General features: G+C 70.6%; 9 protein-coding genes. 6 read left to right on the plus strand and 3 right to left on the minus strand.

The annotated features are described in order from the left end of the window. The 6 genes from VKH46_15380 to VKH46_15405 form a co-directional block, all read left to right on the plus strand. A partial coding sequence (locus tag VKH46_15380; protein ID HKB72227.1) for a hypothetical protein occupies positions 1–489 on the plus strand: 489 nt, incomplete at its 5' end. 208 nt (positions 490–697) lie between these two features. Next, positions 698–3,412 carry a protein kinase gene (locus tag VKH46_15385; GenBank protein ID HKB72228.1) on the plus strand — a complete coding sequence of 905 codons (2,715 nt, stop codon included), beginning with the start codon at positions 698–700 and terminating at the stop codon, positions 3,410–3,412. Positions 3,413–4,198: 786 nt separating this feature from the next. Next, complete coding sequence (locus VKH46_15390) at positions 4,199–4,321, plus strand: hypothetical protein (protein HKB72229.1); 123 nt, start codon at positions 4,199–4,201, stop codon at positions 4,319–4,321. Positions 4,322–4,357: 36 nt separating this feature from the next. Further along, the gene (locus tag VKH46_15395) at positions 4,358–6,961 is read left to right on the plus strand and encodes a protein kinase (GenBank protein ID HKB72230.1); all 2,604 of its coding nucleotides are present in this window, start codon (positions 4,358–4,360) and stop codon (positions 6,959–6,961) included. Then, on the plus strand, positions 6,958–9,588 hold the full coding sequence (locus tag VKH46_15400; GenBank protein ID HKB72231.1) for a protein kinase: 2,631 nt from the start codon (positions 6,958–6,960) through the stop codon (positions 9,586–9,588). The genes VKH46_15395 and VKH46_15400 overlap by 4 nt, the downstream gene beginning before the upstream one ends. Before the next feature lie 205 nt (positions 9,589–9,793). Continuing rightward, positions 9,794–10,927, plus strand: coding sequence for an aminotransferase class V-fold PLP-dependent enzyme (locus VKH46_15405; protein ID HKB72232.1), 1,134 nt, complete (start codon positions 9,794–9,796; stop codon positions 10,925–10,927). A 29-nt stretch (positions 10,928–10,956) separates the two neighbouring features. Here VKH46_15405 and VKH46_15410 read toward each other — a convergent pair whose 3' ends face one another. The 3 genes from VKH46_15410 to carB are packed head-to-tail and all read right to left on the minus strand — an operon-like array spanning position 10,957 to position 17,029. Continuing rightward, positions 10,957–11,949, minus strand: coding sequence for a M23 family metallopeptidase (locus tag VKH46_15410; GenBank protein ID HKB72233.1), 993 nt, complete (start codon positions 11,947–11,949; stop codon positions 10,957–10,959). Next, positions 11,946–13,829, minus strand: a complete 1,884-nt coding sequence (locus VKH46_15415) for an O-antigen ligase family protein (GenBank protein ID HKB72234.1) — start codon at positions 13,827–13,829, stop codon at positions 11,946–11,948. Before VKH46_15415 ends, VKH46_15410 begins: the two co-directional genes overlap by 4 nt. Then, positions 13,826–17,029, minus strand: coding sequence for a carbamoyl-phosphate synthase large subunit (gene carB / locus VKH46_15420; GenBank protein ID HKB72235.1), 3,204 nt, complete (start codon positions 17,027–17,029; stop codon positions 13,826–13,828). The genes VKH46_15415 and carB overlap by 4 nt, the downstream gene beginning before the upstream one ends. Between the last annotated feature and the right edge of the window lie 484 nt (positions 17,030–17,513).

Below are 17,513 nucleotides of genomic sequence, written 5' to 3' on the forward strand. Positions count from 1 at the left end.
GGGGTCACTTCCTGGTCTCCGGACGGCCGGACGCTTTCGATCGCGGGAGCGACGGAGGGCTCCGTCACGCTGGACCCGCGCGCCGCGGCGACCTCTCTCAGGAAGCTTCCGCCCATCGCGCCCGGCATCCGCTTCTACCCCGTCGCGTGGTCCCCTGACGGGCGCGGTCTCGTCGGGGTGGCCGCGCATTTGACGTTCGAGCCCGGCGAGATCTATTCGTTCGACGTCGGTTCGGGCGCGTACCGGGACCTGAAGGTCCACGGATCGAACCCGGTCTGGCTTCCTGACGGCGAGCGTATCCTCTTCTCGCGAGACCGGGACATCGCGCTTCTCGACACGAGGACCGGCAGCGTTCACGATGTTCTCCCCCGCGGCTCCGTACCGGGCGGCGTCTGGCAGAAGTTCGCCCTGTCCCGCGACGGCCGGCGGCTCACCTGGGTCGAGCCGTACGAGGAAGGGGATCTCTGGATGATGGCGCTCGCAAGGTAAGATGGTGAACTCCGAATGACACTCGCCAACGGAACTCGTTTGCGACCCTACGAAGTCCTCTCTCCCCTCGGAGCGGGCGGCCCGCCTTCGCGGCCGAGCCGCTTCGGCGCGGCCAGGATGTTCCGATGAGCCTGGTCGCAGGAGTCAGGCTCGGTCCCTACGATCCGCCTTCGCTCGTTCGGAGCTTCGGCACGACTGCGGATTTCCCATGACGCTTGCGGCCGGGGTGAAACTGGGTCCCTATGAAATCGTCTCGCCCCTCGGAGCCGGCGGAATGGGCGAGGTGTACAAGGCTCGCGACACGCGCCTGAACCGTCAGGTCGCGGTCAAAGTCCTGCCGGAGTCCGTCGCGCGCGACCGCGACGCGCTCGCGCGGTTCGAGCGGGAGGCGCAGGCCGTCGCCGCGCTGTCGCACCCGAACATCCTGGCGATCCACGATTTCGGGGAACAGGACGGGACCGCCTTCGCCGTGACCGAGCTCCTGCAGGGAGAGACGCTCCGCGAGACGCTGTCCGGAGGTTCGCTCCCGCTTCGGAAGACGATCGACCTCTCGCGCCAGATCTGCGCCGGCCTCGCCGCCGCGCACGCGGCCGGGATCGTCCACCGGGATTTGAAGCCCGACAACGTCTTCGTCACGAACGACGGACGCGTGAAGATCCTCGACTTCGGCCTCGCGAAGCCGCTGACCGGCCGGGGCGTCGCCGCCGACGAGACCCACTCCCCCACCGTCTCGGCTTACACGGAGCCGGGCACCGTGATGGGGACGGTCGGCTACATGTCCCCCGAGCAGGTCAAGGCGCAGGCGGTCGACCACCGCTCGGACATCTTTTCCTTCGGCGCCGTCCTGTACGAGATGCTGACCGGCCGGCGCGCGTTCCAGCGCGAGACCTCCGCGGAGACGATGACGGCCGTCCTCCGCGAGGACCCTCCCGAGCTTTCGGAGACCGGCCGGCCGATCCCGCCGGCGCTCGACCGCGTCGTCCGGCACTGCCTCGAGAAGAAGCCCGAGCAGCGGTTCCAGTCGGCGAGCGACATCGCGTTCGCGCTCGAGGAGCCGAGCGGGACGGTGACGGGAGCGAGCGCGGCCGTCCGGGCGCCGCGCCGGGCCGGCGCCGCGATCGCCGTCGTTGGCATCGCCGCGGGAATCCTCGCCGGCTTTCTGCTCGCGCGCGGTCTGCGGGCGCCGTCGGCCGGCGATCCGGTCCGCGTGCACGCGTTGACTTTTTCCGGGGCGGACAGCGATCCGGCCGCATCGCCCGACGGAAAGCTCATCGCGTTCACGTCCTGGCGGGACGGAAAGTCCCGGATCTGGATCAAACAGCTCGTCGGCGGAGGCGAGACGCCGCTGACGGCGGGCCCCGATCGGCGCCCGCGCTTCTCTCCCGACGGTTCGTCGATCCTTTTCCTGCGGGACCTCGGCGCGACCCAGGCGGTCTACCGCGTGGGGTTCGTGGGCGGCGAGCCGCGCAGGCTCGTCGACGACGTCGTCGAAGCGGACTGGTCGCCGGACGGCCGGAAGATCGCCTTCTTCCGGCTGAGCACGACCAAGCGCGCGGTCTCCCGCTTCGGTCTCTACGACCTCGAAACCGGGAAGGAAACCGACTTCCCCGCGCTCGACGACATCGAGTTCTATTCGCCGCGATGGTCGCCCGACGGCCGGACGATCGGATTCTCGGAAGGAAACCTGAACCGGAATTCCGCCACGTGGCGCCTGCGACAGATCGATCCGGCGACGGGCCGCGTGTCGCCGCTCGGCCCCGACCGGCCGGGGTACGCGGTCGGCGGTCTCGCCTGGTCCGGGACCGGCGACCACCTCTTCTACATCCAGGCGGCCAGCATCATGGGGGACATCGCGGGCTCGGAGAGCCGGGTCTTCGACCTCGACCGGTCCTCCGGGCGAGCGCGGCCGGTCCTCTGGGCGGAGGGCCTCGCCGCGATCAACGCCTCGGCCGGCGAGGTCTCGCGGTGCGACGTGCTCTCCCGCGGCCGCCTCGTCTTCTCGCAGCGGCTGCGCCGCCAGAACCTCCGGGAAGCCCTGGCGGGCCGGGCGGGCGCGGCTGCCCGGCTCCTCACGGAAGGCAGCTCGATCGACCGCCAGCCGACGTACTCTCCCGACGGAAAACGCATCCTCTTCTCGTCCAACCGCAGCGGGAACCTCGACCTGTGGACGATGGAGCTCGAAACCGGGGCTCTCCGGCAGGTGACCGACGACAGCGCGCAGGACTGGGACCCGGCGTTCACGCCCGACGGCGCGCACATCCTCTGGGACTCCGACCGCACGGGAAATCTCGAGGTCTGGACCGCCAACGCCGACGGCAGCGGAGCGCGGCAGATCACCCGCGACGGCGTCGATGCCGAGAATCCCACGGAAACTCCCGACGGGCAGTGGATCGTCTACTGGAGCGGGAACTCTGAAAAGCGCGGCATCTGGAAGATCCATCCCGACGGGACCGGGGGCGTCCGCCTCGTCGAGGTCGACGGCGTCGGCACGGACGTCTCGCCCGACGGGCGCTACGCGCTCTACGTCGAGCAGAACCGGAGAAGGCTGAAGAACACCGTCCACTTCCTCGAAATCGGCTCGGGGCGGCCCGTGCCCTTCACGATCGCGGCGCCGTTCACGGTCGGCGCGCCCGGGATCATCTACGGGCGCGCCCGGTGGAGCCGCGATGGTAAATCCGTGTATTACGTGGGAGAGGACGCGGCGGGCCTGACGGGCGTGTTCGTCCAGGACTTCGCGCCCGGCGCCGATACTGCGGGCAGCCGTCATCCCGTCGCCGGATTCTCGCCCGAGTACGTCACGGAGTCGCTCGGCCTTTCGCCGGACGGTGCGCACCTGACGATCTCGACCGGCGAGGAGTTCGCATCGATCATGGTTGCCGACAACGTACCGGGCGCCGAAGCCCCGGTTCGAAAACCGCGCTGACCGGAGACGGCGACCGAATCTCGCGCGCTCGGGCGGCCGGTGGGTGTATTCGGCGTATTCGTCCCGAACGATCATCCGCCGCCTCGACCTCGATCCGGTCCGCTCGACGGCCGCGAGCGCCGGCCGCGAGATCGTGTCGATGACCGGAAGCGTCATGTCCGCGGCCCCCTCTCCGGACGGCCGAACGATCGCTTTCACCTCGCTTTCGCCGCAGGAGGACGTTTATGTCGTGCCGTCGGGAGGCGGAACGCCGGTTCAGCTCACCGACGACCCGGAATTCGATCGTTACGTCTCCTGGTCGCCCGACGGAAAGCGGCCGCTGTTCGAATCCCTCCGAAACGGCCGATACGAGACGTGGGCCATCCATCCCGACGGAAGCGGTCTCGAACCGCTGACCCGCACGACGCGCGAGGAATCCGGCTGGGTCCCTCTTCTCTCGCCCGCCGGCGATCGCCTCGCCACGAGCCTCGCCGACGGGATCGCGGTCTTCGACGCGCGTCAGGCGCTCCCCTGGGAACACCCGCAGCGGTTTCCGCCTCCGCCGGGGCCGCCCGGGACGAATTTCGGAGCCCTCGCCTGGTCTCCCGACGGGCGCCGGCTCGCCGGATACGTCTACCGGGGAAACGATCCCCCGCGCGCTGCGGTTCTCGACCTCGGCACGAAAGAGTACCGGCTCTTCGATCCGCCGTCGCGCACGGCGGCTGGTATCCCGACGGCCTCCGACTCCTGGTCATCCGGGAAAACCGCCTGGCCACGATCGATCTCGCCACGGGGAAAACCTCGCCCGTGTCCGCCAGCCCCGAGCTGGGCGCCAAGGCATGGGCAAGCCCCGGCCTGCGCATCGTCGTCGGTCTCGACGAGGACCGCCAGGCCGACGTCTGGCTCGCCGAGGAGCTGCCGTCGCGATAGGCTTTCTCGAGGCGGATCGGGGAAAGAGATCCCTTCGTGACCTTACAGGCAGGAACGCGGCTCGGCCCGTACGAGATCCTCTCCCCCCTCGGCGCCGGGGGGATGGGCGAGGTGTACCGCGCCCGTGACACTCGGCTCGGACGCGACGTCGCGATCAAGGTCCTCCCGGAGGCGTGGGCGGCCGATCCGGAGCGGCTTCGACGGTTCGAGGGGGAAGCGCGCGCCGCCTCGGCTCTCTCGGACCCGCACATCGTGGCCGTGTTCGACGTGGGAACAGCCGGCGGCGTGCAATTCTTCGCGACGGAGCTCGTCGACGGAACCGATCTCCGGGCGCAGATGGGCGATCCGATGCCGGTCCGGAAGGTCCTCGACCTCGCGGAACAGGTCGCCTCGGGGCTCGCGGCCGCCCACGAGAAAGGGATCGTGCACCGGGACTTGAAGCCGGAAAACGTCCTCGTCACGAGGAAGGGGTTCGCCAAGGTCGCAGACTTCGGGCTCGCAAAGCTCACCGAAGCGGGCGGCGCGAGCGGGTCGCAGGTCCCCACCTCCGACGGCGTCGCGACGGCGCCCGGGATCGTGATGGGAACGGTCGCCTACATGTCGCCGGAGCAGGCGCGCGGCGCCGCCGTCGATTTCCGCTCCGACCAGTTCGCCCTGGGCGCGATCCTCTGGGAGATGCTGACCGGCCGGACCGCGTTCCGGCGCGCCAGCACCGCGGAGACCCTTGCGGCGATCCTGCGCGAGGATCCGGAGCCGCTTGCGACGGCCGCTTCCGGCACGCCGCCGCCGCTTCGGTGGCTCGTCGAGCGCTGCCTCGCGAAGGACCCCGGAGGGCGGTATGCGTCGACCTCCGACCTGCACCGGGAGCTCGAATCGATCCGCGATCATCTGAGCGAGACCGTTTCCGGTCCGGCCGCGGCCGCGCCGGCGGCCGCCGAACCGAAACGCCGATCGCGAATCCTCGCTGGCGCCGCACTCGTCGCGGCTCTCGCTGCGGGCGCGATGCTCGCGAAGATCTTCTGGAAACCTCCGCCGCGCGAGCCTCCGGCCTACGATCAGGTAACGTTCCAGACAGGCAACATCTGGAACGCGCGCTTCGCCCCGGACGGGAAGACGATCCTCTATTCCGCGCGCGTCAAGGGCGGTCCGCGGCGGACGTACATGACGCGGACGGACAGCACCGACTCGACCGAGCTCGCCTGGCCCGAAGGCACCGTCTACTCGATCTCTTCCACGGGACAAGTCGCCCTGGGCGTGATGCACCACCCCGCGACGTTGGCGACCATGCTCACCGAGACGACGCTCGCGGGCGGAGCGCCGCGGCAGATCCTCGACGGAGTCGTGGATGCCGACTGGTCTCCCGACGGCGCGGAGCTCGCCGTCGTGCACCAGGTCGCGGGGCGCGGGCGGGTCGAGTATCCGATCGGAAACGTGCTCTTCGATCCCGGTCCAGCGGCCTCCGTCGACGCGCTGCGCTTCTCGCCGGACGGGAAGCGCCTCGCAATCGTGGTCACGCACGGATCCGAGGCGAGCCTCGCGCCGGGGACGCAGTCGGTCGAGGTTTCCGACGTCGGGCGGCGCAAGACGAGCGTTCTCGCCTCCGGCTGGCAGACCCTCGGCGGTCTGGCATGGAACCCGTCGGGACGCGAAATCTGGTTCTCCGCGCGTCCCGCCGGCGCGGCGACCGGAACCATGAGCGTACACGCGGTCGATCTCTCGGGGAACGTCCACGTCATCACGCGAACTCCCGGGGTCCTTCTTCTCGAGGACGTCTTTCGGGACGGCCGCGTACTTGTGAGCCAGAATTTCTGGCCGAGCTCGATCGTTTTCCGCGCTCCGCGCGCCGCGGCGGAGACCGACCTTTCCTGGCATGAAGATGCCGTGGCGACGGATCTTTCCGCCGACGGCGCGACGATGCTCCTCACGGAAGCGGGAATCCGCCAGGGCGCGACAGGCGCGACCCTCCTTCGGAAGACCGACAGCGCATCGCCGCCGGTTCGGCTGGGCGCCGGCCGGTCCGTGCGGCTGTCGCCCGACGGAAAATGGGCAGTCGCGCTTTCGGCGGATCCGCAGCGGGCGATCGTTCTGCTTCCGACCGGCGCCGGTCAGGAGATCAACCTGACGGCGCCCGGCGTCGCGGTCTCCAACGCCGACTGGTTCCCCGACTCACGGAGGCTCCTTCTCTTCGCCAGCGATCCGGGGCACCCGACGCCGAGGATCTTCGAGCAGCCGATCTCCGGCGGACCTCCCCGGCCGTCTCCCGTCCGCGCGACATCGCTCGGCCGCATCTCGCCCGACGGCAGGGCGATCGCCGCGCATGGCCCTTCCGGTACCATCGAGATCTTCCCGCTCGACGGGGGCCCCTCCCGACCCGTGGCGAACACCGCTCCGAACGATCAGATCGTTCGCTGGAGCGGCGACGGCTCGGCGCTCTTCGTCCGGACGGGGACCGCACCCGCACATCTCTTTCGGCTGGACGTCCGCACCGGAAAGCGCGACCTCCTCGCCGATCTGGGTCCGGCGGATCGGGCCGGCGTTCTCTTCATCCAGGGACCCCTCGTGACGGCCGACGGGAAGGGCTACTCCTACTCGTACGGCCGGTATCTCAACAATCTCTACGTGGTGACAGGGCTGCGATGAGGCTCCGCGCCGGCTCGCGCCTCGGCCCCTACGAAATCCTCTCTCCGCTCGGCGCCGGCGGCATGGGCGAGGTGTATCGCGGGCGGGACTCGCGGCTCGGACGCGAGGTCGCGATCAAGATCCTTCCGGAAGAGTTCGCGGGCGATTCCGAGCGACTCCGCCGGTTCGAGGGAGAGGCGCGGGCCGCCTCGGCGCTCTCGGACCCGCACATCGTCACCGTTTTCGACGTCGGCGCGGCCGAAGGCGTCCACTTCTTCGCCACGGAGCTCGTCGACGGAACCGAGCTCCGGGCCCTCATGGGCGAGCCGATGCCCGTCCGGAAGATGCTCGACCTCGCCGGGCAAATCGCCTCCGGGCTCGCGGCGGCGCACGAGAAGGGGATCGTGCACCGGGACCTGAAGCCGGAAAACGTCCTGATCTCGAAGACGGGACTCGCGAAAATCGCCGATTTCGGCCTCGCCAAGTTCGCGCAATCGGCCGACGCGGGCGTGTCGCAGCTCCCCACCTCCGACGGCGCCGCGACCGCGCCCGGGATCGTGATGGGCACGGTCGCCTACATGTCGCCCGAGCAGGCGCGCGGCGCTGCGGTCGACGTCCGCTCGGACCAGTTTTCCTTCGGTTCGATCCTCCATGAGATGCTGACGGGGCGTCCTGCCTTCCGGCGCGGCAGCGCCGCCGAGACGCTCTCGGCGATCCTGCGGGAGGATCCAGAGGCGCTTCCGAGCAGCGTTCCTCCGCCGCTGCGGTGGATCGTGGAGCGCTGTCTCGCGAAGGACGCCGGCCAACGCTATGCCTCGACACGCGATCTCGCTCGCGACCTCGCGACGCTTCGCGAGCGCCTCCCGGAGGCGGCGAGCACCGCGGTCGCCGTGTCGCCCGCCCGCCCCCGCCGCGGCGCGCGAGCGAAACGCGCCGCGATCGCGGCCGCGCTCCTCGCCTCGTGGGCCGGCGTCTTCCTGGCCACGCGCGTCCGGCGCTCCCCGGCGCCTTCTTTCCAGCGTCTCACGTTCCGGCGGGGGACCATCGGAACGGCCCGCTTCACGCCGGACGGGAAGACGATCGCCTACAGTGCCTCGTGGGATGGGGCTCCGGAAGAGATCTTCACGGCGCGCGTGGAAAGCCCCGAGTCGCGGCCGCTCGGGCTCCCGGATTCCGGACTGTTCGCCTGTTCGGCGTCGGGGGAGCTCGCGATCGCGCAGAAACAGGGGGACGGCCGCGGCCGCGCGCTCGCCCAGGTCTCCCTCGGCGGCGGCGCGCCCCGGACTCTCGTCGAGAATGTGACGGCGGCCGACTGGTCCCCGAAGGGCGACCGGTTGGCGGTCGGGATAAGGGCTTTCGGGACCGTGATGGGCGAGGCCGCCGACCATGTCGAGTACCCGCCGGGTACGACGGTATTCAAGGCGAAGCGGCTGGTCGGCGACGTTCGAATTTCTCCCTCGGGCGACCGGCTCGCGATTCTCGACGCCGACGAAGACGGCAGAGGCGACATCCTGGTGATCGACACCCGGGGGAAGACGCTCCTCACGACGAGAGTCTGGGGAAGCGTCGCCGGCCTCGCCTGGGCGCCGAAGAAAGACGAAATCTGGTTCTCCGCTGCGGAAACGGGCACCGCAACGTCGCTGCGCGCGATGGACCGCTCGGGGAAAGTCCGGCAGGTGGCGGGCATTCCGGGAGCCGTGACGCTGAAGGACATCTCGCGCGACGGCCGGGTTCTCCTCTCGAGGGACACGATCCGTTCGCAGCTCGCCGGCCTCTTTCCGGACAGGGCCCAGGAGGTCGACCTCTCGTGGCTCGACGCTCCGTGGATCTCCGACATTTCGGCCGACGGCAGGACGCTGCTCTTCACCGAGTCGGGAGAAGGGGCCGGCGCCGTGTCCGCGGTCTATCTGCGCAAGACCGACGGGTCCCCCGCGGTTCGCCTGGGAGAAGGCTCCGCCATTCATGGCGGCCTCTCGCCGGACGGCAAATGGGTACTGGCGACACCGCTCGGGAGCACCGATCCGCCGCTGCTGCTGCTTCCCACGGGAGCGGGCGAAGCCCGCCGTCTCTCTCTCGAACCTCTCGTCGAGAGGGACGGCGAAGCCGTCAGCTGGTTCCCGGACAGCCGGCGGTTCACGGTCTGCGGAATGGAGAAAGGGCACAAGCGCCGCTGCTGGTCGGTCGACATCGAAAGCGGAAAGGCCCGGCCTCTCACGCCGGAAGGGGTGCAGGGAGTCACCTGGTGGGCGCCCGTTTCGCCGGACGGCAAGACGATGCTCGTGACCGACGCCCGGAACGAGAGCAGGGCGCCGGGTGGGGCCGGCGGCTCGACGGCCGCGTTCTATTCGCTCGAAACGGGAGAGATCCGGCCGGTGAAGGGATGGGGCGCCGCGAAGGCGACGCGATGCGTCTGGAGTCCGGATGGCCGCGCGATTCTCACGCACACGCACGAGAAGGGAGGCGGCACGAAGCTCGCCCGGTTCGACATCGCCGGCGGCCGGTGGGACGTGATCAAACAGTTGAGCCTCGGCGATTCGGCCGGGCAGGTCAGCGTCATCGAGCCGGTCGTGACGCCCGACGGAAAGTGGTACGCGTATTCCTATTTCCGGAACCTCGGCGACCTGTACCTCGCCGACGGCCTCCGGTGACGATTTCGACGGATATGCTCGAAGCCTCGGCGGCGAGGAGCGCGCGGCCGCGTCGCCGTCGACACCGCGGATCTCCGCCGAGTCAAGCGGCGCGCGTGCGCTTCGACTCGGCGCCGCCCAGGTCCGTGCCGAGTTAAGCGGCGCCGAAAGCGACCGCTTCAACTCGGCCCTGCTCCGACGAGATTCAGGGCGTTAGACTGTCCCCATGTTCGACTTTTCTTCCGCGAACCTCGACCGCGAGTTCCCCGTCCGGAAGAACCTGGTCTATCTCAACCACGCCGCGGTCGCGCCGCTGCCGGCCCGGGTCGCGGCGGCCGTGCGCGCGCACGCCGACGATCAGTCGAACTTCGGCGCGCTCCGCTGGAAGACGTGGTACCGGAGGTACGACGAGCTCCGCGAGAAGGCCGCGGCGTTCGTCGGCGGTGACGCGTCGCGGCTCTCGCTCCTCCCTTCCACGTCTCTCGCGCTGAACCTCGTCGCTCAGGGGCTCGACTGGAAGACGGGCGACAACGTCGTCGGCGACGATCTCGAGTTTCCCGCCAACGTCTATCCCTGGATGAATCTGGCGCCGCGCGGCGTCGAATACCGGATCGCCCGGAGCCGTGACGGCCGTCTCACGGCCGGCGACTTCGCGCCGCTCGTCGACGAACGCACGCGCGTAGTCGCCGTCTCGTGGGTCGCGTTCCATTCCGGAGCCGTGCTTCCGATCGCCGACCTCGCGGCGCTCTGCCGGGACCGGCCGACGCTCCTCGTCGTGGACGCGATCCAGGGTCTCGGCACGATGCCGATCGACGCCGGAAGGCTCGGGATCGACGTCCTCGCCGCCGACGGGCACAAGTTCCTCTACGGTCCGGAAGGGCTCGCGATCTTCGCGTTCTCGGAGAAGGCGAAGGCGGCGGTCCGCCCGCCCTGGGTCGGATGGTGGAACGTCCCCTGGCAGGATTCGCAGCTCGCGTACGAGCTGCGGATTTTCGAATCGGGACGCCGGTTCGAGGCCGGGTCGCTCCCCACGGGATCGGTCTTCGCGCTCGCCGAGGCGATCGACCTGCTGTCCTCGATCGGCATGGAGGAAGCGCAGAGCCACATCGGGCGGCTGACCGGCGCGCTCCGGGATGGGCTCGCGAGCCTCGGCTGGACGTTCCGGACGCCCGAGGGCTCACGCTCGGCGATCCTCGCCGCGGTTCCCCCGTCGGGCGACGCGCGGGCCGCCGTGGCGAAGCTCGAGGAGAGGAAGATCGTCACTTCGCCGCGGGAGGGCGCCGTCCGGTTCGCGCCGCACGTCGGCAACGACGAGACCGAGATCGAGCGCGTCCTCGAAGCGGCGCGCGCGATCGACTGAACGTTCTTCCCGCCGCGGGCCGCGAACGCCTACCGAAAATCGCCGGGTAGCGGAAACGGCGGCCTCGGGCTCGACGCGAGCGCCTTCCGCAGCGCGTCGAGCACGCCCGGCGACCGGTCCCGAAGCATCGCGAGCCGCGGGTCGACGGGGAACGGCTCTCCTTCCGAGGTCCGCCAGACCTCGTAGCGAAGGCGGGGGGCGCCGAACCAGAGACTCTCCGCCACCGTTCCGATCCGGTCGCCCCGCCGCACGCGCTGCCCGCGCGCGACCGAGACGTTATCGAGGTTCCCGTAGACGGTGACGGCGCGCGCGCCATGCCGGATCGCCACGACCTTCCCGAAGCGGAAGTACGCCGGCCCGCCGCGCAGGGAGACCGGACCCGTCCAGCGAACGACGCCGTCGGCCGTTGCGAAGACGGGGCGTCCGCGCGGCGCCGCGAAATCGACTCCCGCGGAATATTCCGTCCGCCCGGTGATGCGGGAGGTTCGCCATCCAAAGTCGCCGGTCACCACCCACGCCGCGTCGGGAAGGGGCGCGATCGAGGGGGTGAGAGACGCCGAGGCGGGATCGCGCGCTTCGTGGGCCTCGAGGGCGGCGACCGCCTGCGTTAAGACCGCGACGCGCCGTTCCGCGTCTTCGAGCACGTTCGCGGCCGGAGCGTTCGGGGAGGCCGACGCGGGGGCGGCCCCCCCGACGATTCGCCGGGCGAGCGGACGAAGCCCGTACAGAAAGGCGATGCGGGCGACCAGCGTCCGATCGGTCTCGAGCCGCTCGCTCGCGTGCCGGAGCGCCGACGTCGCGAGATCGAGCGCCTCGCGCCGCCGGGCGTTCAGGATCGAGACCTCCGCCTCCGCGCGCCCCCGACGCCACCGCGCGAGCACCGCACCGAGCGACGGAGGGAGGGCGAGCCACAGCAGGGCGCAAACGACCGCGGCCGCGCCCACGACCGCGCCGCCCGGTCCCTCGAGGTCGAGCGAGAAGACCGTCCGCTTCCCGGAGGCGGGGTGCCACTGAAGCTTCACGGCGCGGACGTGACGCGGAGCGACAGGAGCCGCGAATCGGGGGCGCCGGAGTCGGAGGGGCGAAAAGACGGCGACGCGCGGAGGAGGAAGATCGAATCCCGCGCGGGGACACCGACGAACGTCAAAACCGCGGGATTCGCGGATACGGGTCCCGAGAACAGAGGCCGGTCCGCCGAACGGACGGCGAGTGTGGCCGCGTGCGCGGGATCGGGGTACCGGAAAGCGAGCGTCGTGCGGCTTCCCGGCCCGAGACGGAGCGCGGAGCGGGGACGCATCCACCGGAACGGGCCGTGCGCCCCGAGCTCCGGCGGATAGAAACCGATCATGGCGGAGTGGCGGAACGCTTCGTCGGCCGTCGCGGTCGGGGCGAGGAGAAGCGTCCAACCGAGCGCGGCCGCGGCGACGACGGCGCCTCCGATCAGGGCCGGCGCGCGAAAGGCGAGGCGCTGCCGCGCCGGCGGGCCCGGCCCCTCGCGCCGGTCCCCGGCGGCGAGCGCGAGTGTCAGGAAGGCGGCGATCGACACCTCCGCCGCGAGGAGATGGGAGCCGACGGCGAGCGCGGGCGCGAATCCGATCAGCGCGGCCGCGGCGCCGCGCGCCGCGAAGTCTCCGCCGACCGCCCCGGCGACCGAGCGCCCCGCGCGCCGGAGGAACACCGCGAAGAGGAGGGCGCCGGCGAGACCCGTCTCGCACAGGACTTCGAGATAGAAGTTTCCGGGATTGTCCATCACGGGGGTCGGCACGCCGAGCGCGGCGGCGAGGTCCGGGAGCCGCCACGAGAACGCGTTCCAGCCGATTCCCGCCAGAGGCGCCTGCCGGAACGCGTCCCACGCGCACCGCCAGAACAAGCCTCGCGAGGAGGTCCGGTAGGCGAACGGCGTTCCCGCGTCGAAGAGGGAGATGATGCGCTCGACCGCTCCGCCGCGGCCCCGCGAGGCGAAGAACAGGACGCCGGTGACCGCGACCGCGAAGAGCGCGAGCGCCGGCCGGGTCCACCGCGACCGTCCCCGCGTCTCGAGCGCGAAAACCGCGCCCACCGAGATCAGGGCGGCGAGGACGCCGCTCCGCGATCCCGAGGCCGCGATCCCCGCCGCCAGGGCGAGCGAGCACAGCGCCCAGAGCCATCGGCGGCGCGCGTGCAGGGCGGCCGCCGCCGCGGGTCCGATCGCGAGCGCCGCCAGAACACCCGCCGCGTTCGGGTCGCTCCCGAGGCCGGAGAAGCGGCCGACGGTCTTCCAGAACGGGGACTGCGAAGCGGCGACGATCCCGCGGGACTGCAGCCAGGCGAGAGCGCCCGAAATCGCCGCCCCCGCGGCGACGGCGTGGACGGCGAGCCGCCGGTCCGCCGCGGACGCCCGCCTTGCCGCGTCATAGAGCGCCAGGCCTGCGGAGACGGCCGCGAGCGCGATGAGCGTCCCCCGGATCGCGACGGAGTCGGTCACGATCCGCGCATTGACGGCCCGCTCGGCGAGGCCGTGAAACAGGGCCCAGAGCGTACGCGCGGACACCGCGGCGGCGACCGCCGCCGCCGTCCAGAAGATCGCCAGCGCCGAAACGGACCGGTCGAGCGGCGACGGCTCGTCGGCCGTGCCCCGGATCGCGTTGCGGAGCGCGGCGCCGGAGGCGAAGGAAAGCGCGCCGAGGGCCGGCCACGGCAGGAGCCCCCATCGGCCGCCCGCGGCCGCCGCGGATCCCGACACGCAGCAGGCGAACGCGATGGCGGCAATCCCGCGGCCCGGCGCCGCGACCCCGAGGACGAACGCCGCCGCCGCGCCGGCGACCGCCGCCGCGGCCAGACGGGTGCCGGGAGGGAACGCGCAAACCAGGACCGCCGCGGCGAGCAGGGCGCAAAGCGCCCGGCCGAGCGCGCGCATCGTCATGGCCCGTGGAAATCCTGGAGGGCCGCGACTTCGGTGGCGCCCTCCAGCAGGGCGCGGATCGCCTCGACCGCGGCCGTCGCCGCCGACAGCGTCGTCAGGCAAGGGATGTTCAGCCGGAGCGCGGCGGCCCGGATCGCCGCCTCGTCGTAGTGCGAGAGCTTGCCGAGCGGCGTGTTGATGACCATCTGGATCTCCCCGGCGTCCATGCGGTCGACGGCATTCGGCGTCCCCTCGTTGACCTTGAAGATGCTCGTCGCGGAGACCCCCGCGCGCGCCAGATGCGCCGCCGTCCCCTCGGTCGCGTAGAGCCGGAATCCCATCGCCGAGAGCTCGCGGGCGATCGGCTCGATCGCGTCCTTGTCGAAGGGGTTCACCGTCAGGAACACCGTGCCGCCCGTGGGGAACTGGAGGCCCGCGCCCTCGCACGCCTTGGCGAACGCGTGGCCGAACCGCGGGGAGACGCCCATCACCTCTCCGGTGGACTTCATCTCGGGACCGAGCAGCGTGTCCTCCCCCGGAAACTTTTTGAACGGGAAGACCGGGCCCTTGATGAAGAAATCGAGCGGTTCCCGCTCGGCGGGAAGGCGGAGATCGGCGATCTTCGCTCCGACGGCCAGCCGCGCGGCGTGCTTGGCCATCGGGACGCCGATCGCCTTCGAGACGAAAGGGACGGTCCGCGACGCCCGGGGGTTGACCTCGAGAACGTAGAGAGACCCGTTCTGAATGGCGAACTGGGTATTCATGAGGCCCTTCACGCCGAGCGCGCGGGCGAGGCGCCGCGTCGCGTCTTTGATCGCGGCGAGGTCGCCGGCGGCGATCTTCCACGGCGGGAGCACCGAGTAGGAGTCTCCCGAGTGGATCCCGGCTTCCTCGATGTGCTGCTGGACGCCGCCGATCCAGACGTCTTCGCCGTCGGAGAGGCAGTCGACGTCGAGCTCGACCGCGTCGTCGAGAAAGCGGTCGAGGAAGACCGGGTGCTCCGGCGAGACCTCGCGCGCCCGCTCCATGAAGATCGCCAGCGCGCCGTCGTCGAAAACGACCGCCATCGCGCGTCCCCCGAGAACGTAGGACGGACGGACGATGAGCGGGTAGCCGAGCCGCCGCGCGGCCGCGATCGCCTCCTCCTTCGAGAGCGCCTCCGCATGCGCCGGCGCCAGCAGCCCGAGCTCGCCGAGCAGCCCCCCGAACCGGACGCGGTCCTCCGCGAGGTCGATCGAGTCGGGGCTCGTTCCCGCGATCGGGAACCCGGCGGCCTCGAGGCGGCGCGCGAGCTTCAACGGCGTCTGCCCGCCGAACTGCACGAGAACGCCCTCGGGCTTCTCGTTGTCGAGGACCTCGGCGACGTCCTCGAACGTCAGCGGCTCGAAATAGAGACGGTCGGAGGTGTCGTAGTCGGTCGAGACCGTCTCCGGGTTGCAGTTGATCATGACCGTCTCGTACCCCGCGTCCCGCAGCGCGTAGGAGGCGTGGACGCAGCAGTAATCGAACTCGATTCCCTGCCCGATGCGGTTCGGACCGCCGCCGAGGATCGCGATCTTCCGCTTCGGCGTCCGCAGCGACTCGTTCTCCGTTTCGTAGGTCGAGTAGAAGTACGGCGTCTCGGCGTCGAACTCGGCCGCGCACGTGTCGATCCTCTTGTACACGGGTCGGATCCCGTGCGCGAGACGGAAGCGCCGCACGTCGTCCTCGGCGCCACCCCGCAGACGCGCGATCGCCCGGTCGGAGTACCCCGAACGCTTCGCGACGCGGAGGAGCTCCGGGTCGCCGGCGCGCGCCGGGTCGGCGAGCGCCGGCTCCCGGTCGATCGTCTCGCGGATCTGCGCCAGGAACCACGGGTCGATCCCGGTGATCGCGTGCATCTCCTCGATCGACATCCCCGTCCGGAAGCCGCGCCGCAGGTGGAAGAGCCGCTCCGGCGTGGGTGTGGCGAGCCGCGCCGCGACGTCCTCCCGCGGAAGGTCGGGGCCGCCGTCGTCGAGGCCGTGGCGGTCGATCTCGAGCGACCGGATCGCCTTTCCGAGCGCCTCCGAAAACGTCCGGCCGATCGCCATCGCCTCGCCGACCGATTTCATCTGGATCGTCAGCCGGGAATCGGCCTTCGGGAACTTCTCGAAGGTCCAGCGGGGAATCTTGACGACGACGTAGTCGAGCGAGGGCTCGAAGCACGCCGGCGTCTTCTTCGTGATGTCGTTCGGGATCTCGGCGAGGGTATAGCCCACCGACAGGAGCGCGGCCATCTTCGCGATCGGGAAGCCGGTCGCCTTCGACGCGAGCGCGGAGGAGCGCGAGACGCGCGGGTTCATCTCGATGATCACCCTTCTGCCCGTCGCCGGGTTCACCGCGAACTGGATGTTCGAGCCTCCGGTCTCGACGCCGACGCGGCGGATCACCGCCTTCGCCTCGTCGCGCATCGCCTGGTACTCGCGGTCCGACAGGGTCATCTGCGGAGCCACGGTGATCGAGTCCCCCGTGTGGACGCCCATCGGATCGAAGTTCTCAATCGAGCAGACGATGATCACGTTGTCCTGCAGGTCGCGCATCACCTCGAGCTCGAACTCCTTCCAGCCGAGGAGCGATTCCTCGATCAGGACCTCGTGCGAGGGCGATTCGGACAGGCCGTGGCGCACGAGCCGCCGGAAGGTGTCGGGATCCCCGGCGATCCCCCCGCCCGACCCCCCGAGAGTGAACGACGGGCGGATGACGAGCGGGAAACCGAGCAGGCCGGCGATGCGCTCCGCGTCCTCGACGCTGCGGGCGGTCTCCGATCGGGCGACGTCGGCCCCGATCTCGATCATCGCCTTCTTGAAGAGGTCGCGGTCCTCCGCCAGGCGCATCGCCTCCTCCTTCGCGCCGATCAGCTCGATGCCGAGCTTCTCGAGGAGGCCCGAGTCCGAGAGCGCGAGGGCGAGGTTGATCGCCGTCTGTCCGCCGACGGTCGGAAGGATCGCATCCGGCTTCTCCCGCTCGACGATCCGCGCGACCGTCGCCGGAGTGAGGGGCTCGACGTAGGTGGCGTCGGCGAGCTCCGGGTCGGTCATGATCGTCGCGGGATTCGAGTTGACGAGCGCCACCCGGTAGCCCTCGCGCTTGAGCGCCTTCACGGCCTGCGTTCCCGAATAGTCGAACTCGCAAGCCTGGCCGATGACGATCGGTCCGCTTCCGATCACGAGGATCGATTCGATGTCGTTACGGCGGGGCACGTGGGGGGGCAGTATAGCGGATGCGCGCGATGCGCCGATTCGCGCTGGCCTGGCATCGGACGCCTTCGTTGCCGCGAGAGCCCCGCGCCGCTTCGCGCCCCGGCATCCTGGAGAATGGCTCCGTGCGGCACGCTGGATACGTTGCTCGATACACCTGCCTTCTCTTCGCTTCGGCGCGACAAGTCGCCGCGCCAGCCCTCGAAATCATGAGACGGTCGATCTCAGTTGGTTCGACGTCGAGGCGCGGCCAGGCGCGAGCCCGGCCCGCCGTCGCTCTGACGAGCTATGGCGGGTTGATTGCCGAGCACCTCATCGGAAGCAACGGCGCAGTCGGGGCCCTGATCCGCCGAAGCCTCGGCGAAGGCGGACGGGATGCGGGCCGCCGGCCCGGCATTACTCGATGACCCAGGTAGCTCGGGCCTTTCGCATCGCGGAAAGCTTTCGCCCGAAGTCACCGAGGCGAAAGCTCCGCGATGCGGGAGCG

It is taken from the genome of Thermoanaerobaculia bacterium (genome assembly GCA_035260525.1).
Lineage (GTDB): Bacteria > Acidobacteriota > Thermoanaerobaculia > UBA5066 > DATFVB01 > DATFVB01.